Origin of the sequence: Nocardia sp. NPDC004151, from assembly GCF_042874235.1 — a bacterium.
Lineage (GTDB): Bacteria > Actinomycetota > Actinomycetes > Mycobacteriales > Mycobacteriaceae > Nocardia.
This window is the reverse complement of sequence record NZ_JBIAMR010000001.1, coordinates 18921-38783: the sequence shown is the minus strand read 5'-3', so window position 1 is coordinate 38783 and position 19863 is coordinate 18921. Positions and strand designations below refer to the sequence as shown.

Here is a 19863-nt window from a genome sequence, read left to right as displayed (position 1 = left end):
CACGGCCGCTGACACAGGTTCTGCCTCGGTCACGGGTTGACGGCACAATGGTCCGGTGCAGATCAGGATGCTTGGACCGCTCGAGATCCGAACCGAGGACGGTGGATCCCTGGACGTGCCGGGTGTCCGGTTGCGGGCCTTGTTGATCGCGCTGGCCCTCGAACCCGGCCGCGCGGTCGCGAAAACCACGCTGGTCGACTGGATCTGGGGTGAACAGCCGCCCGCCGACGCGGCGAACGCCTTGCAGGCGCTGGTGTCCCGGCTGCGAAAGGTGCTGCCGGACGGCGTGATCGACGTGCAGCCGGGCGGCTACCGGCTGGCCGTCGCGCCCCGCGCGGTGGACGCGGTCCGCTTCGAACAGCTGCTGGACGCGGCCCGCGGCGGCGCGGAAGCCCAGCAGGCGCAGGCCCTGCGCGAGGCCCTGGAACTGTGGCGCGGCGCGCCCCTGCAGGACCTCGGCGCGCAGGAGAACGCGGCTGTCGACGCCGCGATCACCCGCTTCGACGGCCTGCGCCTGGCCGCCGCCGAGGATCTCTACGAGACGGAGGTCCGGCTCGGCCGCGGCGCGGGCCAGGTCGCCGAGCTGACCGAGCTGGTGGATCGAAACCCGGTGCGGGAACGCCTCGCCGGTTCCCTGATGCGCGCGCTCGCCGCCGCGGGCCGCGGCGCGGAGGCGCTGACCGTCTATCAGCGCACTCGCGAGGCCCTCGCCGACGAGCTGGGCGTGGACCCCTCGCCGGAACTGTCCGCGCTGCATGTCGCGCTGCTGCGCGGCGAGGTGGGCGCACAGCGCGAGGCGGACCGCCGTACCAATCTGCGCGCCGAGCTGACCAGCTTCGTCGGCAAGCGGGCGGACCTCGACGCCGTGCGGGAACTCGTTGCGGCGCACCGGCTCACGACGGTGACCGGTCCCGGCGGTTCCGGTAAGACCCGGCTGGCCACCGAGACCGGGCGCGCCATGCTCGCCGAGCTGCCGGACGGGGCGTGGCTGGTGGAGCTGGCGTCGGCGGGTGCGGGTGGCGATCTCGCCCAATCAGCGCTGGCCGCGCTCGGCCTGCGCGACGCGCTGCTCGGCGGCGCGCCCAACGCGGAACCTGTCGACCGGCTCATCGCGGCCGTCCGCGACCGAGACATGCTGCTGATTCTCGACAACTGCGAACATCTCATCGAGGCCGCGGCCGCCTTCGCGCATCGCATGCTCGGCGAGTGCCGGCGATTGCGCATCCTCGCGACCAGCCGTGAGCCCCTGGGCATCACAGGTGAGGCGCTCTGGCAGGTCGAGCCGCTGGCCCTGCCGCCCGGGAACGCCGACGCCGCCGAGATCGAATCCTCCCCGGCCGTCCAGCTGCTGCGCGACCGGGCGAGCGCGGTCCGCAAGGATCTCGCGACCGACGCCCGCACCCTGGCGACCATGGCCCGGGTGTGCCGGGCGCTGGACGGGATCCCGCTGGCCATCGAATTGGCCGCGGCGCGCCTGCGCACCATGTCCCTCGAGCAGCTGGCCGACCGTCTCGACGACCGCTTCCGGTTGCTGACCGGCGGCAGCCGCACCGCGATCCCGCAGCACCGCACCCTGCGCGCGGTGGTCGACTGGAGCTGGGAGCTGCTCACCGACGCCGAGCGAAAGGTCTTGCGCCGCTTGGCCGTATTCTCCGGCGGCGCGACGCTGGAGGCGGCCGAACAGGTGTGCGCGGCCGCCGAGTTCGGCGCGGACGCGGCGGTCGAGCAGTGGGAGGTGCTCGAACTGCTGACCACGCTGACCGAGAAATCCTTGCTGCGCACCGCCGGTGACGACGAGCCGCGCTATCGCATGCTCGACACCATCAAGCAGTACGCCCGCGATCGTCTCGTCGAAGCGGGGGAGTCCGACGCCGCGCGCCGCGCGCATCTGGCCTGCTTCACGGCACTGGCCGCGACCGCGGAACCGCATCTGCGCCGCGCCGAACAGGTGCAATGGCTGGCGGTTCTGGACGCCGAGTACGACAACATCGCGGCCGCCATGCGCGGCGCCCTCGCCGCCGAGGACGCGCCCGGCGCGCTGGGGCTGGCCGCGGCGGCGGGCTGGTACTGGTGGCTCAGCGGCCACAAGGCCGAGGGCCTGGAACTGGTGAGCGCCGCCGCGGCGCTGCCCGGCGAGACGGTCGACGCCGAGACCCGGGCCACCGTGTACGGGCTGGTCGTGCACTTCGTGACCTCCGGCCCCGGCGACCAGCATCAGGTGGAGGAGTGGATCCACAAGGCGAGCGAGGTCAGCCAGGGTATCCACGCCAGTCATCCGGCTCTGGCCTTTCTCGCCGCCCTGGAACGAATGTTGCAGGGGCCCGACGAGTTCCTGCCCGCCTTCGAAGCGCTGCTCGACGACGCGGACCCGTGGGTGCGGGCGCTGGCCCGGTTGCAGACCGGCAAGCTGCGGGTCGTGCTCGGTCAGGACGGGGAGCGCGCCGACGAGCAGCTGGAGTTGGCGCTGGCCGAGTTCCGGGCCATCGGTGAACGCTGGGGGATGTCGTTCGCGCTGACCGAGCTGGCCGACCGGATCGCCATGCGCGGCGAATTCGGCCGCGCGTGCGCGTATTTCGAGCAGGCGGTGGCCGCGGCCACCGAGGTCGGCGCGATCGAGGACGCCGTCCGGATGCGGTCACGCCAGGCCCAGTTGTACTGGCTGCTCGGCGATTTCGAGGCGAGCGCGGTCGCGCTGACCGAGGCCCAGCGGTACGCGGATCAAGCGGCGTGGCCGAGCGGCCTGGCCGAACTGGCCTTGGCGCGAGCGGAATTGGCCCGCTGGAACGGTGACGGCGCGGAGACCGAACGTCAGATCGCGTTCGCGACCACGATGTTGGGTGAGGATGTGGGCCAGCCCTTCATGAGCGCCCTGATCCACGATTTGCGCGGCTATCTGGCCGAGGACACCGTCGCCGCCAGAACCGAACGCGCCGCGGCTTTTCAAGCGGCGACCGCCGGCGGGCACGCGCCCCTGCTGGCCCGGATCATGGTCGGCATCGCCGATCTGGCCCTGCGCGACGGCCAGGCCGAGCAGGCCGTGCGGCTGCTGGCGGCCGGTGACGCGGTGCGCGGCCTGGCCGACCGCTCGCATCCGGACGTGGCCCGCATCGAGCAGACGACACGAAGCCGCCTCGGTGAAGACGGCTTCACCGAGGCGGCGGGGGAGGGGGCGCGGGCGGACTGGCACGAGCTGGCCCGGGTCACGCTCGCTTGCTGAAAGTGGCTCGCGACCACAGGTATCCGACGATGGCGAACCCGGCGCACCAGGCCAGCGCGGCGGCGGTGTAGCCGCCCGACGGGTGACCGGTCAGGAAGCCACGCAGGGCTTCGATGATCGGCGTGAAGGGCTGGTACTGGGCGAACTGCCGCACACCCTGGCCCATCTGGTCGGCCGGGACGATCGCGCTGCTGACGAAGGGCAGCATGATCAGCGGCACCACCGACATGCCCGCCGACTCCGGGGTCTTGGCCGCCATGCCCAGCGCGACGGTCAGCCAGGAGGCCGCGAACGAGGTCGCCACCATGACGCCGATCGCGCCCAGCCATTCGGTGGCCGAGGCCGGGGACCGGAAGCCCAGGGCGAAGGCCACGCCGAGCACGGCGGCGATGGCGATCAGGTTGGTCAGCATGGTCGCCACCACGTGCCCGGTCAGCACCGCGCCACGGGAGACGTCCATGACCTTGAACCGGTTGATGATGCCCTTGGCCATGTCCGAGCTGACCGACACCGCGGTGCCGGAGAGTCCGTAGCTGATGGCCAGCAGGATCATGCCCGGCGTCGCGTAGTTGATGTAGTCCTCGCCGACATTGAAGGCGCTGCCGAACACGTAGACGAAGATCAGCAGCATCATCACCGGCATCAGCGCGGCATTGAAGATGGCGACGGGGTTGCGGGCGATGTGTTTGAAGTTGCGGTGCAACATGATCGTGGAGTCGCCGAGCGAGGCGGTCAGGCCGCCGGTGGCGCCGGTGCGGTCGGTCGCGGTGGATTCGGTGGAAACGATGGTGCTCATGCTGCGTCGGCCTCCGTGGTGGCGTGCCCGGTCAGGGCAAGGAAAACGTCGTCGAGATCGGGGGTGTGGATGGAAACGTCGGTGGCTTCGACCGAGTGGTCGGCGAGCCGGTTCAGCAAGGCGCGCAGGGCATTCGACCCGCCGTCGCCCGGCACCTGGAGGGTGAGGGCCTCGTGGTCGGCGGTGCCGTCGGGCAGGATCCGGGCAGCCGCTTCCAGCTGCGCGCTGTCGCGGAACCGGAGCTGCAGGTAGCTGCCCGGCACCCGGCGCTTGAGGTCGTCGGGCGTGCCCTCGGCGACGATGCGGCCGCCGTCGAGCACCGCGATCCGGTCGGCCAGCTGGTCGGCTTCCTCGAGGTACTGGGTGGTGAGGAAGATGGTGACGCCGTCGGAGGTCAACTCGCGCACGATCTCCCACATGGTGCGGCGGCTGCGCGGGTCCAGTCCGGTGGTCGGCTCGTCGAGGAAGACGATGTCCGGCTTGGTCACCAGGGTCATGGCCAGGTCCAGTTTGCGGCGCATGCCGCCGGAGTAGGTCGAGGCCGGTTTGCGTGCCGACTCGGTCAGCTCGAACCGCTTGAGCAGTCCGGCGACCACCCGCTTGCTCTCGCTGCCGCGCAGGCGGTGCAGGTCCGCCATGAGCCGCAGGTTCTCCTCACCGGTGAGCAGGTCGTCGACCGCCGCGAACTGACCGGTGACCCCGATCGCCGCCCGCACCGCGCGGGTCTCGGTGGCGATGTCGTATCCGGCGACGCGGGCCGTCCCCCCGTCGGCCCGCAGCAGGGTGGTCAACACGTTGACCGTGGTCGTCTTGCCCGCCCCGTTCGGCCCGAGCAGCGAGAAGATGCTCCCGGTGGCGATGTTCAGATCGATGCCGTCGAGGATCGTCTTGTCCCCGTATGCCTTCCGCAGCCCCGAGGCCGCGATTGCTGTGCTGTTCATGGGGAGAACTGTCGCCCCGGCGCCTGATATCGGCCTGATGCCGACCTGATACGGCTCCTGACACTCCTGACACGGCATTGGACCTGGGTTTACCGACGACAGAGACCCAATCGGACTACCGTTCAGTCATGGCAAGCAGGGACATCGTGGTGAGCGTCGGGGATGACGACTGGCTCACCCTCAGCGATGCCGCCGAATGCGCGGGGATGAGCGTGGCGGCATACGTGGCCTGGGGAGTTCGGGTGCTGGCGTTCCAAGCCCGCCCGGGCGGCTCGAAGCGTCGGCCGTCGACCTCGCCGTCGGCGACCCGGCGTCGTGCGAAGAACACCGACGAGACCGAGTCGATGGCCTGGGCCGAGACCTTCTCCGAGCGACTATCCCACCGCGCCGACCGCTACCGAGGCCCCGCGGTGGGCTTCGACGAGCGGTGACCACCGGGTTGCCCGTAACCCCGAAGGGCATGGTGCGGGTGCCGGGCGGCAGCTTCGCCATGGGGTCGGAGGACTTCTTCCCCGAGGAGCGACCGGTCCACACCGTGACCGTCGAACCGTTCTGGATCGACGAGCACCCGGTGACCAACGCCGAGTTCCGCCGCTTCGTGAAGGCGACCGGGTATGTGACGGTTGCCGAAAGACCCTTGGACCCAGACGATTTCCCAGGCGCGGATCCCGCCGCCCTGGTACCCGGCGGACTGGTCTTCCAGCGCACCACCGGACCGGTGCGCCTCGACGACTACCGGCGGTGGTGGGCATATGTGCCCGGCGCGTCGTGGCGGCATCCGCGCGGCCCGGCCGGCACCCTCGACGGCCTCGACCGTCATCCCGTCACCCAGGTCGCCCACGAGGACGCCACCGCCTACGCCACCTGGGCGGGCAGATCGCTCCCGACGGAAGCCGAATGGGAATTCGCCGCGCGCGGCGGCCTCGACGCCGCCACCTACGCCTGGGGTGACGAATTCGAACCACGCGGCCGCCGCATGGCCAACACCTGGACGGGCCGCTTCCCGTGGGAATTCCTCCCCGCCCGTGGACAATCCGAACAGCCCGGCACCACCGCCGTGGGCACCTATCCGCCCAACGGTTACGGCCTGTCGGACATGACCGGCAATGTCTGGGAATGGACCAGCGACCTCTTCACCGCTGACCACCGGCGTCCCGCGCCCGCCTCGTGCTGCGCGCCCGCCAATCCGGCGGTCACGGAATCCGATACGGTGGAACGCTTTCCGCGTCGCGTCACCAAGGGAGGCTCGTTCCTGTGCGCACCCAACTACTGCCTCCGGTATCGACCGGCGGCCCGGCAGGGCCAGACCGAGGACACGTCCACCTGCCACCTCGGCTTCCGGACGGTCATGCGTGCAGGCGCGAACGACGGCCGATCTCGGTGACCGGCGGCTCGTCGTAGAGCCATTCCCGGGCGATCCGGTGCCAGTTGCCGGTCGCTCCGAGTTGGCCCAATGCCGCGAAGGTGAGCAGGTCGGCGCGGCGGGAGAAGACGTGCTCGGGCGGCAGGAGCTGGCGGCGCATGCCGCGGAAATCGGTCGAGCGCGGGTCGACGGCGTGGACGACGGCGGCCGTGGCGAGTTCCGGGGTGATGGTGATCTCCTCGTCGAGGAGATGCCATCCGGCCGCGGCCCACACGTATTCGAAGCATTCCTGGGGTGTGACGCCCGCGGCCGGGTCGATGATGCCGCGGTCGGTCCACAGGTCGTACAGGTCCCGGGGCCGGTTCTCGGCGGCGGCGCGCAGGGCGGTGCGTTCGAATTCGACGTGCCGCGGATCCATCCGGTGGTAGAGGCCGAAATCCACGAAGCCGATGCGGCCGTCGGCGGCGAGCAGCATATTGCCGGGGTGCGGGTCGCCGCAGAACTCGGCATCGGTGAACAGGCCGGTGATGTAGAAGCGGTAGATGAGCTCGCCGATGCGGTCGCGGTCGGCGGCCGGCAGGGTGCGGATGTGCTCGAAGGGGGAGCCGTCGATGAATTCGGTGACGAGAACGTGTGGCGCGCAGAATTCTTCGATGCTGTCGGGGACCACGATGTAGGGGTGGCCGCGGAAGCGGGCGGCGGCGCGGTGCTGGGTGCGGGCCTCGCGCACGTAGTCGAGCTCGGTGCCGATATTGCGGGCGATCTCATCGAGGACACCGCCGTCGGCGGCACTGGGTAGCGCGGATTTCCAGAGCCTGCTGAAGAATTCGAGGTTGCGCATGTCCGCGGCGACAGCGTCGTCGACGCCCGGATACTTGGCCTTCACCGCCACGGTGCGGCCGTCGTGCAGGGTGGCGCGGTAGACCTGCCCGATGGAGGCGGCGGCGACCGGGGTCTCGTCGAAATCGGCGAAGACGCGGGACAACGGACCGAGATCGTCCTCGATGACCGTGCGCATGGCGGCGAAATCCACGGCGGGGGCGCGGTCGCGCAATTCGGCGAGCTTGGCGCGGAACATCTCCCGATGCGCCTCCGGGATCAGGTCGACCTCGAGCACCGAGAGCATCTGTCCCAGCTTCATCGCCGCGCCCTTCATCCCGCCGAGGACGGTGACCAGCTGTTGCGCCGCCTGCAACGTGGACCGTTCGGCGAGGATGCGCCGGGCCTCCTCGGTGCGGCCGATCATCTGTACACGGGTTCCCGCTCCGCGCAAGGCTTGCCCGGCGGCCAGCTTGCCCAATCGGCCGCCCCGGGCCACCCGGCCGCCGCGTACTCGACCGGTCATGGATGGCACCTCCGTGTGGGCCTTCGAGCCTGTGTGGCAACAACATACAGCCGGGTCGAGCTCGTCGCCCTAAGATGAGCAAAGCTCATTTTCGCCGCACAGCAGGGAGGCTGTGATGCCGCCGAAGGCAGCGCGACAGCGTCGCGGACCCACCCAGGAGCGGTCGAAGGCCACCCGCGCGCACATCCTCGACACCGCCGCGCGGCTATTCGGCGAGCGGGGCATCGCCGACACCTCCACCAATCGGATCGCGGCCGAGGCCGAGGTCAGCATCGGCACCGTCTACCGGTACTTCGCCGATCGCGGCGTCATGGTCGACGAACTGCTCGAGCAGCTGCTGCAAAGGGTCGAGAACCGCTTCACCCAATGGCTTTCCGGGCTGCCGCCGCAATCGGAGACGCAGACCCTTCAGTCGCGCACCGACGTGGTGACCGGACTGCTGGAGATGTTCACCCAGGAACCGGTCGCGAACGCGAAGCTGGTGCGGGCCCTGGTCGGCGGCGTGCAGTTCTACAACAGTGGACTGCCGGAGTTCGAGCCACGGCTGCGGTTGCTGGTCAAGGTGCTGCTCATCCAGCTGCTCGGCCCGGGCAACGACCACAAATACGATGTGATGGCCGCGGTGCTGGTCAATACCGGATTCGCCGGGGTGATGCGCGCGTCCGCGCTCGAGGTCGGCAGTGACGAACGGCAGGAGGTCGTCGCCATGACCGGGTACATGATCGCGGCCTGGATCAGCGCCGAAATGGACGGCAGCCCGGCGGACATCACCCGATGACGGTGATGGCGATGCCCGCCGAGCCCCCCGACCGAGGCGTCTACAACCCTCCGCCGCCGCCGATCACCCACGGATTGAAGGTGCACTGCAGCGTCGGGAACCGCTCTGGATCCAGTGCCCGCAAGGCGATCGACAGCGCTCGCGGCGAGTACATGAGCGTCAGATGGTCGGAGACATCCTGCTCACAGCCGTCCTGGAGGACGATGTTGTCCACGCGCGCACCCGGACCCGCCTTCAGATAGGTCAGCTCCGACGGGTTGGTGATCTCGTCGTAGCGGGTGCCGACCACCGTGTAGTCGATGCCCGGCACGGTGTCGCCGCCCGCGTTCAGCTTGTTGATGAAATCCGAGCCGATGGTCTGCTGGATACCGGCGTGCCCCACGAACAGCTCCACGAAGCCGAGCACGTCGATACCGAAGTTGTTGATCGCCCGGCCCAGCGCGCCGATCCCGTCGAGCGAGGTGCCGTGATGCGTCGCACCATAGGTGATCAGGTGTTTCACCTTCGCGCCGCCGCCCTCGAACTTGGTGTACCAGCCCGACATCGGGCCGCCCTGCGAATGCGCGACGATGTCGACCTGCGGTGCGCCGGTCGCCGCCAGCACCCGATCCACGAACACGGCCAGCTGCTTCGCCGAATCCTGGATGTAGCCGGTGCCCATCACGCCCGGCAGCACCGAACCCAGCCCGCCGCCCTGCACCAGGCCGGAACGGCCGTAATTGAAGGTGAAGGTGCAGAATCCGGCGTCGGTGATGGGCTTGCTCATGTACGCGAAACCGTTGTAGGCGTTCATCCAGGTGCCGTGCACCAGCACCACCGGCCGCGGATGCGCGGCGGTCGGCTTGCAGTTCCAGTCATTGGTGCCGGGCGGCGCGATATCGGGATTGGCCAGGCCGTACCCGAACGCGGCCAGCCAGGACGTCATGGGCGGACCGTAGCCGACGGTGTCGGAGGCGTAGCCGCCCGACAGTCCGGCGCTGGATCCCGAACCGCCGAAACAGTTTCCGGAGCCATTGCCCGAGCCGGCGCCGCTCCCGGAGGTGCAGGCCGATCCGGTGCCGCCGCTGCCGGAGGGTTCGGCCGCCGCCGTCCCCGCGAATCCGAGCGTCAGCAGTGACACTCCCACCATGACCAGTGCCCGTAGCGCGTGCGGGCGGGTTCTTCGTCTCATGAGGGCGAACCTAGGAGCGGAAACGCTGGTCGGACCGGTGCTGAACGGGAATTTGGAAAGCAGCCCGAATCGGCGGTGGCGCAGCCATGGCGTGCAACAAAGGGTGCGCTGATGCGGGGGTTCTCCGTCACAAACCCGGTTTCGCGCGGCGGTGAGTCTTCTGAATCTGACGAACGAACGCGCGAGTAGCCAGGCGGACGGCGAATCATCGATCGGGTGAACACAGATGCTCGGAGCGCGGCCGCGGAGCAGGCGCGCGCGCTGGTCGGGCACCACTATCGGTGCGCGGGTTCGTTTCCGGTGGAGCGCGGCAGGATTCGGGAGTTCGCGCGAGCCGTGCAGGCTTACCATCCCGCGCATTGGCAGGAATCCGCGGCGGCGCGCTGGGGTTTCGACGCACTCGTCGCCCCGCCGACCTTCGGGGCGCTGGTGTGGCAGCAGGCGCGTCGCGAGGTCCTCGAACGGTTGATCACCGGATCCCGGGCGGACCGGGTCGTCCACGTGGACCAAACCCTCGAGATCGGTCGTCCGTTACTCGCGGGGGACGTGCTGAACTGCGACTTCTCCATCGAATCATTCCGGCATTTCCGGTCTTTCGATGTCGTGACCGTCACCGGCGCGCTCACCGATCAGCACGGGAAGCCGGTGCAGACCTGCTCCACGGCTCTCCTGGTCGGTGGTCGCGAGACCGGCGGCGCGCCGGCCCGCGCCCGGCCGGCCGCCAGGGTGGGTCTCACCGAATACGCCGACCCGGTGGTCCGGGCGGCCGTCCGGCGCAGCGGGAAGCCGCGAGCGGACGGCTCGCACATCGATTTCGACGGTCTGGCCGTCAATACCGCCCTGCCCACAGCGGGGGCCACCGTGACCGCACGCGATCTGGCGAACTACGCGCTCGCGGTGGGGGATACGGAGGTTGACCGCCGTCGGTTCACAGCGTCGGGGCGGCCCGTGCAGGTCGCGCCCGGGCAGCTGGTGCTGGCGCTGGCCACCGGGTATGTCAGCTCGTGGACCCGGGATCCCGCCGCGGTCGTCAAGTTCTGGGCCGAATTCGCCAATCACGTGCACTATCTCGCGGTTCCGCGTTTCGAGGGCGCGGATATCGAGTTCAACGGCCGCGTCATCGCCTGTGACCGGCGGCGGCGGACCGCGACGATCGCGATCGACGCCCGATCGCAGGGGCGCAAGCTGTTCGGCTATGCCACCGCGGAAGTGTCGTTCGCGGCTACTCGCGGTCGGTGAAGGAGCGGGCGATCAGCGCCGCCCGCAGCTGCCACAGACCAGAGGTCACCGTCGGGTCGAAACCGGTGATCTGGCAGATGCGTTTGACCCGGTAGTCGACGGTGTTGGTATGGATGTGCATCAAACGCGCGGTGCGGCGGCGGTTGAGGTTCGTGCTGATGTGGCAGCGCAGGGTTTGCAGCAGTTCGGGATGCGCGTCGAGCGGATCCAGTAGGGCCCCGAGGGTTTCGCGGCCCAGGCCGGGCCGGGTGAGCTGGTATTCCAGCGCCATATCGGTGAATCGGTAGAGGCCCGGTTCGCAGGCCAGGCGGTGCACGATGTCCAGGAGTTCGTGGGCCCGGTCGGCGGCCGACGGGATATCGGACGGTGCGGCGACGACCACCGTCGCGGTGATGGGAACGCGCGCGGCCGCCGACAATCGCGTGAGCAGTTCGTCGAGTTGTTCGGTGATCGGGCTCGTGGTGGGCAAGAGGACGGTGCCGCCGTCCACGCTCAACAGGGCCAGCGCGGATTCGCCGCAGCGTGTGGCGAGTTCGGCCTGCACGCGGCGTAATTTGCGGCGGGCCACCACTTTTCCGTCCAGCATCGGGTGCTGTTCGTCCCGATGCCGCGGAATATCCAGGGCCACCACCGAATACTCGGCCGCGATATCGATGCCGCATTCGCGGGCCATGGTGGAGGTCGGGTGGCCGCCCAGCAGCGCCGAGGTGAGGGTGTGCACGGCATTGTGGTGTTCGCTGACCACTGCCCGGAGCTCACTCACGTACGCCCGCGCCACCGTCGCGCTGATGGTGTCCAGTAGCTCCACCACCAGTCTCGCGGCGTCCATCAGGTGCGCGTAATCCTGTGCGGTGGCCCCGGAGGTGATCAGGTCCATCCCGACCTTGAATCCCTCGTGGACCGAATGCAGCACGGTGTCGATCGGCACCCCCTCCCGCGCCCACCCCGCGGCCGCGTCCGACAGCCGCTCGACCTTCGCGGGAATGTCCTTGCCGTCCAACATGCTGACGGCCAGGTCCAGGCAGACCCGGGTGACCCGGGTGACGTCCCCGGAGATCACATCCCCGGGCAGGGTGCCGCACGGGATCACGGTGTCGACGAAATGCCCCACCAATTGCCGGGACAGCGTGCGCACGTCCTGCAGCGGCCCGGACATGGGACGGCCGGACACGGTCAGCCCGGTGCGGAGCGCTGGGTCGGTTGTCATCATCGACTCCCTTCCGAGGTGATCTACCGCAAGGTCACGGTGATTCGAACTCTAAAGTGACCACCAGCTCACCTTCTACTCTCTTTCGAATCACCCCTCCGCGCCCCCGGAATACCCTGCCCCACCTGCGTATTCTTCCTCCAGATACGGCAAATCCCGCCGCTCCCGGTCCACCGGAGCAGCAGGATTGCTCACTTTTCGACAGGACTACTTGGGATTGGTCACCTCGGTCGGGAAGTCCCGATCCGGCGTCACCGTATGACCGTCCGCCCCCAGCATGAGCGTCACGACCACCGGCCCACCCGACGGGCAGCAGCTGGGATCGCTTCCCGCCAGCCACCGGTACTGCACCTGCACGCTGCGATCCGACGACCCGACCACCGACGTATAGGACGTCGACTTCTTCGTCGCGGTCCCCAGGTACCCGGCCTGGTTGAACAACATCACATGCCACGGCGAACTGGCCGTCCCATGCGGCGTATCCGCCAGCACCCACATCAGCGCCGGACAGGACCCCACCTTCGCCTCGGTCCCACTCTGCGCGGAGAACCCCTCCCCACCCACATTCGCCCCGAGCTTCCCCAACGCCGCCGTCACCACCGGCGACTTCAGATCCACACACTTCCCGCCACCCGCCGTGGCAGGCGTCCCGTCCCCCGCGGGCTTCGTCACCACCGGCGCCTGCTCCGCACCCGTCGGCTGCACACCCCCGGGCGCACCCACCGTGGTGGTCGGCGTCCCTGCGGGCTTGGGCGTGGTGGCCCCGTCCTGACAGCCCGTAACGAGCGCCAACGCCGCAACCGCCATGCCCATCCCGACGATCCGTTTCATGACCAGTCCTCTCCCCTCGGTACTACCGAGATATTCGCGGACCACGCGAGAAACGTTGCGCGATCGGCCGTGTCACACATCCACGGGCTGCGTCGTCACCTTGACGAAGCCGACCGAAACGCAGCGCGCTCCGGACCCCGGCTACCGCACTCGCAGAGGGCCTTATAGCTCTCTCCCGCAATGAAATTGGAGTCCATCATGTACATCGCCTATGTCATCGTCACCGTCGTGGCCGCCGCCTGGGTGGGTTTCTCGGCGTTCTCGCTGTACCGCCGGGCCGAGTTCGTGGTGGACCCGCTGCGCCAGTACTCGGTGCCCGAATCGTGGTGGACCCCGCTGGCGCTGGCCAAGGCGGCCGGCGCGGTCGGCCTGATCGCCGGACTGTTCATTCCCTTCATCGGGGTAGCCGCCGCGATCGGCTTGATCCTGTACTTCGCCGGTGCGGTGATCACCATTATCCGCGCCCGCCACTACGGCAGCATCCCGTTCCCTCTGCTGTACCTGGTCCCTGTCGCCGTGGCCATGGGCCTGGGCTTCGCCGTCTGACCGAGACCGCTACCAATCTGTCGATCGAGAGAAGAGAAGATCATGGAACCGCGTTTCAACCTGTACGCCAATGACATTGCCGCCAAGTTCAACAAGCGACTGGTCACCGCCGCCCGGGTGATCGACGAGTCCAGCCTGCCCAAGGCCACCCAGGAACTGGTGAAGATCCGTTCCTCGCAGATCAACGGCTGCGGTATGTGCCTGGACATGCACACCAAGGACGCCGCCCACGCCGGCGAGACCCCGGTCCGCCTGGCGATGATCGCGGCCTGGCGCGAATCCACCGTCTTCACCGACCCGGAACGCGCCGCCCTCGCCCTCACCGAGGAGGGCACCCGCCTGGCCGACACCTCCTCAGCCATCTCCGACGACACCTGGGCCCAGGTCCGCAAGCACTACGACGACGACCAGATCGGCGCCCTGATCTCCCTCATCGCCACCATCAACGCCTGGAACCGCCTCAACGTCCTCGCGGGCATGGTCGGCGGCTCCTACACCCCCGGCCAGTGGTAACCCGCCCTCGCCCCTGAAGATCACCGCTGTCGAGGAACTCCTCGACAGCGGTGATCTGCGCTGTCCACTCCGAGATGGTCTCCCCATCCTCGCCCAGCCGAATCACACCTCCGGCCGGTGCGGGATCGCGTCGTGTCCGTGGATCCCCGAACTGGATGCCGAATGTCCCCATCTCACTTCCTGATCCGTCAGAAGCCGGTCACGCCCTTGGCGAGGGCGGTGGTGCCCATGACCATGAACACCACGGCGATCACGGTGTGGTTGTTCGCCTGTAGCCAGTTCTTCAGGCGGGCCAGGGCGCCGCGCAGTTGATCGGCCGCGATGGCGTACCCGCCGACCGGGACGAGTACCGAGGCGGCGCCCAGCAGGACGAAGACGGTCAAGGCCGTCGCCGTGCCGGTCGGGTTCAGGCCCGCGGTGCCGATGGTCACTCCCGCCGTGATGCACAGGAGCAGGTTCTTCGGATTCAGCAGGGACACCAGCAGTCCGAAGCCCGCGGCCTTGGCGACCCCCAGTTCGTCGATGGCTTTCATCCACCCCGGAATCGAATCGTCCTTGCGACTGCCCCACTGGCGCACCGCGATGTACACCAGCAGCAGGCCCATGGCGGTCTTGATCACCGAGGCCGCGATCGACGGCTGGCTCGCCGACCGCATCAAACCCGATGCCGCGGCCGCGGTGACGAGGCCCGTGACCGTCACGATCCCCGTCACCCAGCCGAGCGCGAAGCCGGCGCTCGCCCGTCCGGCATTGGCGGACAACAGCATGAGGATGGCCGCCACCACCGGTATGGGCGAGAGCGCCACACCGATCGCCAAGGGCAGCAGGTCTGCGATCACGAGGCCATCGCCGCGAGATTACGCCAGAAGTTGACGAGGCTGTCGGTGCCGCCGAACAGGGTCGTGAAGTTGGTGGAGTCCGCCATCACGATGTCGCCGGCGCGAACATCGTTGGGCGGCAACCACAGCAGGGTGTTGAACTCGGTATTGCCCGCCTCGATGAACGGATGCGGGCGGGACAACTCGATCGGCTGACGGGCGAGCAGCCGCACGGAATCGCTCTCCGGCTCGGTGAGCTGGTAGTGCGGCAGGTGCGGGTGGAAGTTGAACGTGGTGACGTTGTCGAGCAGGCGCGGCGCGTCCAGATCGCGGAACGCCGTGAGCGGCGCGATCGACTTGGTGCCCTCGACGACGGCCGGACGCAGGCCGTACACATTGTGGACGGGGACGTTCAGGGCCGTCATCAGCGAACGCGTGTACGCGCCGAACCGCTGCTGGCGCGGCACCAGCGGGTCGCCGTGGTGCTCGAACTCCACCTGACGCTGCGCCAGGTCATCGGTGAAACCGACATCGTGGTGCGGGGCGAGCAACAGACAGGTGCCTTCCCGCTGCAACCACTGCTGGATGGCCGCGATCTCCTCCGGTGCCGCCGCCTCCTGTGCGAGCAGGTGATCCAGGCCGAACACCATGAGGGTGTCGGTGTCGGCCAGGATGCGCTCGTCGATCGGCAGCTTGTATCCGGCCTGGTCGATGCGCTGGAACACCGCCACCGGATGCTCGGTCACCTCACCGGCCAGCTGCTGGAAGTGCAGGGTGGAGCGGTGGAACAGTTCGAGGGTGCCCGCGATGCCCTGCAGGAAGTGGGCGGCGTCGTATTCGGGGGTCTCGTAGGCGGGCCAGAGGGCCTGGCGCACCTCGGTCATGGTGGAGAAGCGGTTGTCCAGCTCGGCCGGATTCCGCTGAGACTCCCAGGGATAGCTCCAGGTCCAGTAGATGCTGATGCGGCGCTTGCCCGGCGTGTAGGGGCGGGCCACGTGGGACTGGTTATAGGTTCGGGCCGGGGTGAACGAGCTCATGCTTCCTCGCTGTCGGTGAGAGTGGTCAGGTAGCGCAGGGCCCGCAGCCCCGGCAGGAAGAAATAGGCGCCACCGGTCACGGTGGTGAACGCGGGAATTCCCTTGATGGTCTTGCGAATCGGGCGCTTCGGAATCTTGTATTCCAGGGTGCCGTCCTGATTGCCGATGATCGGATCGCGCTCGTTGCCCAGTTCGTGGAAGGACTTGTCGTTGGCCCACACGTTCTGGGCGAACTCGAACTGGCGCACCAGGCTGGCGCACAGGATGAAGGCCGCGATCCCGCGATCCGCGCCGTCCTCGGGCGTGCCCTCGGGCAGGTGCGAACCGTAGGTGGCACCGCGCCGAATCATGCGGCGGCGCTGTATGTTCACGCCGGTATCGCGCGGATTCATGCGGCGCATGTGGGAGCCGAGCGGCACCGCGTAGCCGTGCGGATCCATCTCCTTGTAGTTGAAGTCGTTGTTGCGCGACAGATCCGCGCCCAGCTCCGGGTCATCGGTTTCCGGAGCCAGGACCAGCGGCGCGCCACTGCGCCACCGGCCCATCAGCTTGGCCGCCACCATTTCCTGCTCGTCGGCGGTCGCGCCGTGTTCGGCCAGGAAGTCGCGGAATCGACCCACATGCTCGCGAAGCCGGCGGTAGGCCATGAAGGTGCCGTTGCGCGACAGTATCTCGGGCTGCGGCTGTTCCTTCGGTTCGCCTCGCTCGTCGGGGTAGCCCAGGATGAATTCCCCGGCCTTCACCGGCGCACCGCTGCCGGGGGTGGGTTCCTCGCCGCTGCCCTCGATCACTGGCTGCGACAGGCGATCCCGGTAACCGAAGTGGTCGTGCGCGTAGTCGAACGGCGGCACCGCCTCCAGGTCCAGCGAGGACAACACGGTCACGCCCGGGAAGGCGGCGAGCAGGGCATTGTGGTCGGCCACCCGGCGTTCGCGTTCGGCGGCGTCGCGGGCGAACAGGATCACGATGGCGTGCAGATCCTCTCCCGCGGTGCCGTCGACCCAATGGTCGGGATGGTTGGCCCCTTCGTCGCCCAGGACCTCCGCCCGGGCGGCCATGCCCTGGCGGAATTCCTCCGGAAAGCTGGCCAGCGCGTCCGCCGGGACGCCCAGGGCGCGCAGACCGTTCCAGGTGAAAGCCACGGACACCCACTGCTTGTCGGTGTCCACCGACTCCTGGAGATCGGCGGCCGAGGGCACCCGGTCGGTCATGGCCGCGAGCCATGCGCGCGCCGCGGCCGGGTCGGTGAAGGAAAGGAACTCGTAGCGCCCGGTCAGCGCGGGCACCCGGGTCAGCAGGATGTGCTGGATATCGTCGAATTCGAGCACGATCGGTCCCGCTACTGCATCTCGTCGAGCATGTTCGAGAACGCCGACTTGAGCCGTAGTGCCTTCTTGATCTCGTCGGAGGTCACATACGGGTACTCGCCGTACTCGAGGAAGCTCGGGAACTGGTGTTTGCGGAAGAACTCGATGGCGGCGGACCGGTTGGTGCGCCAATCTTCGGGAAAGCCTTCGAGATTCACGAATGTGGTGGTGAGGCCCGTGGATAGGAACAGGTCGAGTGCGTCCTCGAGGTACTTGTCGAAGTCGGTGTCGAAGATGCCCTGGTACTGGAATGTGAGGCCGTCGCCGATATCGAACAGCACCCAGCGCAGGTAGTGCAGGCGCAGGGGCGCGAGCACGGTCGGGTCTTGTTCGACCGCGGTCTGGATGACCTTGCCGTGCTCCCGGATCGCGGCCTCGTGGCCGGGCTTCACCTTGGCGATGATCGAGAATCCGTAGTTGGCGGGGGTGCGGGGATAGACCGGTCCGTATCGCCCCTGCTCGAATTCGAAATATCCCGTCTCCGGGAGTGCCATGGCGGCCGGCTTGGACCAATCCTCGTTGCTTGTGGCCACGTTCTCGTCCTTCCACTTCGATCTGGCTGCGGTAGCTGGAACATAACCAACTGTAGGGACGGGAAATGTCGATCGCTTATCATTGCGGGACGGAGGATTGATCATTTGGGGACATCGGAGAGACGTTGAAACCGCTGGCCCGTTACGCGGCACTGAACGAGTACGTTGACCTGGGTAAATCGCTGGGAATTGACCCGGTGGGGCTATTGCGCGCATCGGGTCTGGACCCCGCCGGGCTGAGCTTGCAGGACCGATGGGTCCCCGCCGCGGCGATAGCTGACCTCCTGGAGCGCTCGGCCGCCGCGGCCGAATGCCCCGATTTCGGGCTGCGCCTGGCCGCCCGCCGCCGCTTCGCCAACCTGGGTCCGCTGAGCCTGGTCATTCGCGAGGAACCCGATGTGCGCAGCGCGCTGACCGTGATGTCGCGGCACGAGGACACCTACAACGAGGCGCTGCGCACCCGCCTGACCGAACAGAACGGCCTCGCCACCATCCGGCTCACCCTCGATACCGGCCAGCCCGGCGATACCCGCCAATCGGTCGAATTGGCCGTCGGCGTGCTGCACGGCCTGCTGGCCGGATTCCGCGGCGCCGCGTGGCAGCCCGTCGAGGTTCGCTTCACCCACCCCGCCCCGCCGGACTCGCGCGCCCATCACCGCACCTTCGGGCCGCATGTGACCTTCGGGCAGGACTTCAACGGAATCCTCGCCTACACAAGCGATCTCGACGCACCCAACGCCATGGCCGATCCGCAGCTGCGTGCCTACACCCAGCAGCTGCTGGACCCCCTCCTCCCCGTCCGCCCCGTCACCACCGCCGAACGCGTCCGCGAACTCATCGAACTGCTCCTGCCCACCGGCCGCTGCTCGGTCGACAATGTGGCCCGCAGCCTCGGCGTCGACCGCCGCACCATCCACCGCCGGCTCGCCGCCGAAGGCGAGACCTTCAGCTCCCTGCTCGACTCCACCCGCGCCGAACTGGCCCGCCACCTGGTCGCCAACCCCCGCCGCTCGCTCACAGACGTCGCCGGCCTCCTCGGCTACACCGCCCCCGCGAACTTCTCCCGCTGGTTCCGCCGCCACCACGGCTGCAGCCCCGCCGAATGGCGTCGCGCCCGAATGGCGGCCGAAATTCCCTGACCTCCGAAAACGGGGATATCCGCCGCTCTGGTCGGATACGCTGCCCGGTTGAGTTGAAAAGATCGCGCTTCAGTATGGATTCGGGGTGTCAGTAGTGTCTGTTGGGTCGCTGGGTAATGGCCGACGGTGGATGCGCGCGGCCATCGCGGCGCTCGCGGTCACGACGGCGACGGCGGGCAGCGTCGCGGCGGACCCGGCTCCAGCGGGCAAAGAGCTTGTGGTGCTGGGAGATTCGTTCTCCGCCAACGACTGGGATCATTTCGAGGGCAAGAACGACTGCAATCGGCACGGAGCCACGGCCTGGCCGGTGCAGCTGGCCAAGCTGATGGGCGTGCACGGGACCGACCGGGTGTCCGATCCTTCGTGTCCCGGTGCGTCGATCGACAGCGGCCCCGGCTGGACCATGGCCCAGCAGGCGCAGCGCGCCGACAAAGAGGGCGCTTTCGGGCCGAACACCAAACTGGTGACTTTGCAGTTCGGAATGAACGACAAATGGGGATCATCGGATCAGACCCTGTTCAGCTCCTTGCAGTCCTGCGTGTTCAACCTCGAGCTGGGTTGTGACCCGGATTCGGTCGAGCAGGGCCGCATGACCGATTACACCGGCGTCTCCGGCGCCCTGATGGCCAAGCGCATGAGCAACGCCGTCACCTACATCAAGTACTACGCACCGAACGCCCGCATCGTCCTGGTCGGCTACCCCGAACTCCTCACCCCGGGCAGCGGCGCCATCTGCCTCTCCATCCTGGGCGTCGCGCCGTTCGTCAACCCGCGAGGCCGCGCACTGGTGGAATTCCTCGACCGCATCGACGTCGCGCAACGAGAAGCCGCCCAACTCCTGGGCATCGATTTCTTCGACGGCCGAGCCCTCTCCGTAGGCCACGACCTCTGCTCTCCCCAGCCCTGGCTGAACGGAATCCTCGACCCCCGCACCGGAATCGACGGCCTCCCCTTCCACCCGTCGACCCAGGGCGACACTGTCGTCGCGAACGCGATCTACCACAGCTACGGACGCTGAGTGC

The 19863-nt window shown here is 68.4% G+C and carries 19 protein-coding genes; 9 read left to right on the top strand and 10 right to left on the bottom strand.

Annotation, left to right across the window (positions count from 1 at the left end; genetic code table 11):
- Positions 1–55 precede the first annotated feature (55 nt).
- The gene (locus tag ACFYTS_RS00195) at positions 56–3217 is read left to right on the top strand and encodes a BTAD domain-containing putative transcriptional regulator (RefSeq protein WP_387300295.1); all 3162 of its coding nucleotides are present in this window, start codon (positions 56–58) and stop codon (positions 3215–3217) included.
- Here ACFYTS_RS00195 and ACFYTS_RS00190 read toward each other — a convergent pair.
- Both ACFYTS_RS00190 and ACFYTS_RS00185 read right to left on the bottom strand, forming a co-directional pair.
- Positions 3201–4013, bottom strand: coding sequence for an ABC transporter permease (locus tag ACFYTS_RS00190; protein WP_387300293.1), 813 nt, complete (start codon positions 4011–4013; stop codon positions 3201–3203). The genes ACFYTS_RS00195 and ACFYTS_RS00190 overlap by 17 nt on opposite strands.
- Complete coding sequence (locus ACFYTS_RS00185; RefSeq protein WP_387300291.1) at positions 4010–4954, bottom strand: ATP-binding cassette domain-containing protein; 945 nt, start codon at positions 4952–4954, stop codon at positions 4010–4012. Before ACFYTS_RS00185 ends, ACFYTS_RS00190 begins: the two co-directional genes overlap by 4 nt.
- Positions 4955–5082: 128 nt before the next feature.
- Between ACFYTS_RS00185 and ACFYTS_RS00180 the strand changes: the two genes are divergently transcribed.
- Positions 5083–5385 carry a hypothetical protein gene (locus tag ACFYTS_RS00180; protein WP_357282445.1) on the top strand — a complete coding sequence of 101 codons (303 nt, stop codon included), beginning with the start codon at positions 5083–5085 and terminating at the stop codon, positions 5383–5385.
- Positions 5386–5414: 29 nt separating this feature from the next.
- On the top strand, positions 5415–6338 hold the full coding sequence (locus tag ACFYTS_RS00175) for a formylglycine-generating enzyme family protein (RefSeq protein WP_387301051.1): 924 nt from the start codon (positions 5415–5417) through the stop codon (positions 6336–6338).
- Here ACFYTS_RS00175 and ACFYTS_RS00170 read toward each other — a convergent pair.
- A complete protein-coding gene (locus tag ACFYTS_RS00170) occupies positions 6301–7662 on the bottom strand; it encodes an ABC1 kinase family protein (protein ID WP_387300289.1) in 1362 nt (453 codons plus the stop codon). The two genes, ACFYTS_RS00175 and ACFYTS_RS00170, sit on opposite strands and share 38 nt — an antisense overlap.
- Positions 7663–7777: 115 nt before the next feature.
- On the opposite strand from ACFYTS_RS00170, the gene ACFYTS_RS00165 reads away from it, so the two are divergent.
- A complete protein-coding gene (locus ACFYTS_RS00165; RefSeq protein ID WP_357282441.1) occupies positions 7778–8440 on the top strand; it encodes a TetR/AcrR family transcriptional regulator in 663 nt (220 codons plus the stop codon).
- 40 nt (positions 8441–8480) lie between these two features.
- On the opposite strand, the gene ACFYTS_RS00160 is transcribed toward ACFYTS_RS00165, so the two are convergent.
- Complete coding sequence (locus ACFYTS_RS00160) at positions 8481–9611, bottom strand: esterase/lipase family protein (RefSeq protein ID WP_387300287.1); 1131 nt, start codon at positions 9609–9611, stop codon at positions 8481–8483.
- Positions 9612–9827: 216 nt separating this feature from the next.
- Between ACFYTS_RS00160 and ACFYTS_RS00155 the strand changes: the two genes are divergently transcribed.
- A complete protein-coding gene (locus ACFYTS_RS00155) occupies positions 9828–10850 on the top strand; it encodes a MaoC family dehydratase N-terminal domain-containing protein (protein WP_387300285.1) in 1023 nt (340 codons plus the stop codon).
- Here ACFYTS_RS00155 and ACFYTS_RS00150 read toward each other — a convergent pair.
- Positions 10834–12057, bottom strand: a complete 1224-nt coding sequence (locus tag ACFYTS_RS00150) for a PucR family transcriptional regulator (protein WP_387300283.1) — start codon at positions 12055–12057, stop codon at positions 10834–10836. The two genes, ACFYTS_RS00155 and ACFYTS_RS00150, sit on opposite strands and share 17 nt — an antisense overlap.
- Positions 12058–12264: 207 nt before the next feature.
- The gene (locus tag ACFYTS_RS00145) at positions 12265–12888 is read right to left on the bottom strand and encodes an LppP/LprE family lipoprotein (RefSeq protein WP_387300281.1); all 624 of its coding nucleotides are present in this window, start codon (positions 12886–12888) and stop codon (positions 12265–12267) included.
- A gap of 180 nt (positions 12889–13068) precedes the next feature.
- On the opposite strand from ACFYTS_RS00145, the gene ACFYTS_RS00140 reads away from it, so the two are divergent.
- Positions 13069–13434, top strand: coding sequence for a DoxX family protein (locus ACFYTS_RS00140; protein ID WP_387300279.1), 366 nt, complete (start codon positions 13069–13071; stop codon positions 13432–13434).
- 42 nt (positions 13435–13476) lie between these two features.
- Positions 13477–13947, top strand: coding sequence for a carboxymuconolactone decarboxylase family protein (locus tag ACFYTS_RS00135; RefSeq protein ID WP_357282432.1), 471 nt, complete (start codon positions 13477–13479; stop codon positions 13945–13947).
- Between the two features lie 188 nt (positions 13948–14135).
- On the opposite strand, the gene ACFYTS_RS00130 is transcribed toward ACFYTS_RS00135, so the two are convergent.
- Genes ACFYTS_RS00130 through ACFYTS_RS00115 form a run of 4 tightly spaced genes read right to left on the bottom strand, consistent with a single transcriptional unit; the run spans position 14136 to position 17663 of the window.
- Entirely contained in the window at positions 14136–14786 is a 651-nt protein-coding gene (locus tag ACFYTS_RS00130) for a GAP family protein (protein WP_357282431.1), read from the bottom strand.
- Positions 14783–15802, bottom strand: coding sequence for a hypothetical protein (locus ACFYTS_RS00125; protein WP_387300276.1), 1020 nt, complete (start codon positions 15800–15802; stop codon positions 14783–14785). The genes ACFYTS_RS00130 and ACFYTS_RS00125 overlap by 4 nt, the downstream gene beginning before the upstream one ends.
- Positions 15799–17130: a Dyp-type peroxidase gene (locus ACFYTS_RS00120; RefSeq protein WP_387300274.1), complete on the bottom strand. Its 1332-nt coding sequence runs from the start codon at positions 17128–17130 to the stop codon at positions 15799–15801. The genes ACFYTS_RS00125 and ACFYTS_RS00120 overlap by 4 nt, the downstream gene beginning before the upstream one ends.
- An 11-nt stretch (positions 17131–17141) precedes the next feature.
- On the bottom strand, positions 17142–17663 hold the full coding sequence (locus ACFYTS_RS00115) for a hypothetical protein (protein WP_357282812.1): 522 nt from the start codon (positions 17661–17663) through the stop codon (positions 17142–17144).
- Positions 17664–17827: 164 nt separating this feature from the next.
- Here ACFYTS_RS00115 and ACFYTS_RS00110 point away from each other — a divergent pair, with 164 nt between their 5' ends.
- Positions 17828–18841: an AraC family transcriptional regulator gene (locus tag ACFYTS_RS00110; protein ID WP_387300272.1), complete on the top strand. Its 1014-nt coding sequence runs from the start codon at positions 17828–17830 to the stop codon at positions 18839–18841.
- Positions 18842–18935: 94 nt separating this feature from the next.
- Entirely contained in the window at positions 18936–19859 is a 924-nt protein-coding gene (locus ACFYTS_RS00105) for an SGNH/GDSL hydrolase family protein (protein ID WP_387300270.1), read from the top strand.
- The last annotated feature ends 4 nt before the right edge of the window (positions 19860–19863 follow it).

Excerpts from the sequence above, each read along its gene's own strand:
- ACFYTS_RS00175 (WP_387301051.1), top strand. The coding sequence starts at position 5,415 with ATGGTGCGGGTGCCGGGCGGCAGCTTCGCCATGGGGTCGGAGGACTTC.
- ACFYTS_RS00125 (WP_387300276.1), bottom strand. The coding sequence starts at position 15,802 with ATGAGCTCGTTCACCCCGGCCCGAACCTATAACCAGTCCCACGTGGCC.
- ACFYTS_RS00115 (WP_357282812.1), bottom strand. The coding sequence starts at position 17,663 with ATGGCACTCCCGGAGACGGGATATTTCGAATTCGAGCAGGGGCGATAC.
- ACFYTS_RS00170 (WP_387300289.1), bottom strand. The coding sequence starts at position 7,662 with ATGACCGGTCGAGTACGCGGCGGCCGGGTGGCCCGGGGCGGCCGATTG.
- ACFYTS_RS00165 (WP_357282441.1), top strand. The coding sequence starts at position 7,778 with ATGCCGCCGAAGGCAGCGCGACAGCGTCGCGGACCCACCCAGGAGCGG.
- ACFYTS_RS00180 (WP_357282445.1), top strand. The coding sequence starts at position 5,083 with ATGGCAAGCAGGGACATCGTGGTGAGCGTCGGGGATGACGACTGGCTC.
- ACFYTS_RS00160 (WP_387300287.1), bottom strand. The coding sequence starts at position 9,611 with ATGAGACGAAGAACCCGCCCGCACGCGCTACGGGCACTGGTCATGGTG.
- ACFYTS_RS00140 (WP_387300279.1), top strand. The coding sequence starts at position 13,069 with ATGAAATTGGAGTCCATCATGTACATCGCCTATGTCATCGTCACCGTC.
- ACFYTS_RS00135 (WP_357282432.1), top strand. The coding sequence starts at position 13,477 with ATGGAACCGCGTTTCAACCTGTACGCCAATGACATTGCCGCCAAGTTC.
- ACFYTS_RS00190 (WP_387300293.1), bottom strand. The coding sequence starts at position 4,013 with ATGAGCACCATCGTTTCCACCGAATCCACCGCGACCGACCGCACCGGC.
- ACFYTS_RS00185 (WP_387300291.1), bottom strand. The coding sequence starts at position 4,954 with ATGAACAGCACAGCAATCGCGGCCTCGGGGCTGCGGAAGGCATACGGG.
- ACFYTS_RS00150 (WP_387300283.1), bottom strand. The coding sequence starts at position 12,057 with ATGACAACCGACCCAGCGCTCCGCACCGGGCTGACCGTGTCCGGCCGT.
- ACFYTS_RS00145 (WP_387300281.1), bottom strand. The coding sequence starts at position 12,888 with ATGAAACGGATCGTCGGGATGGGCATGGCGGTTGCGGCGTTGGCGCTC.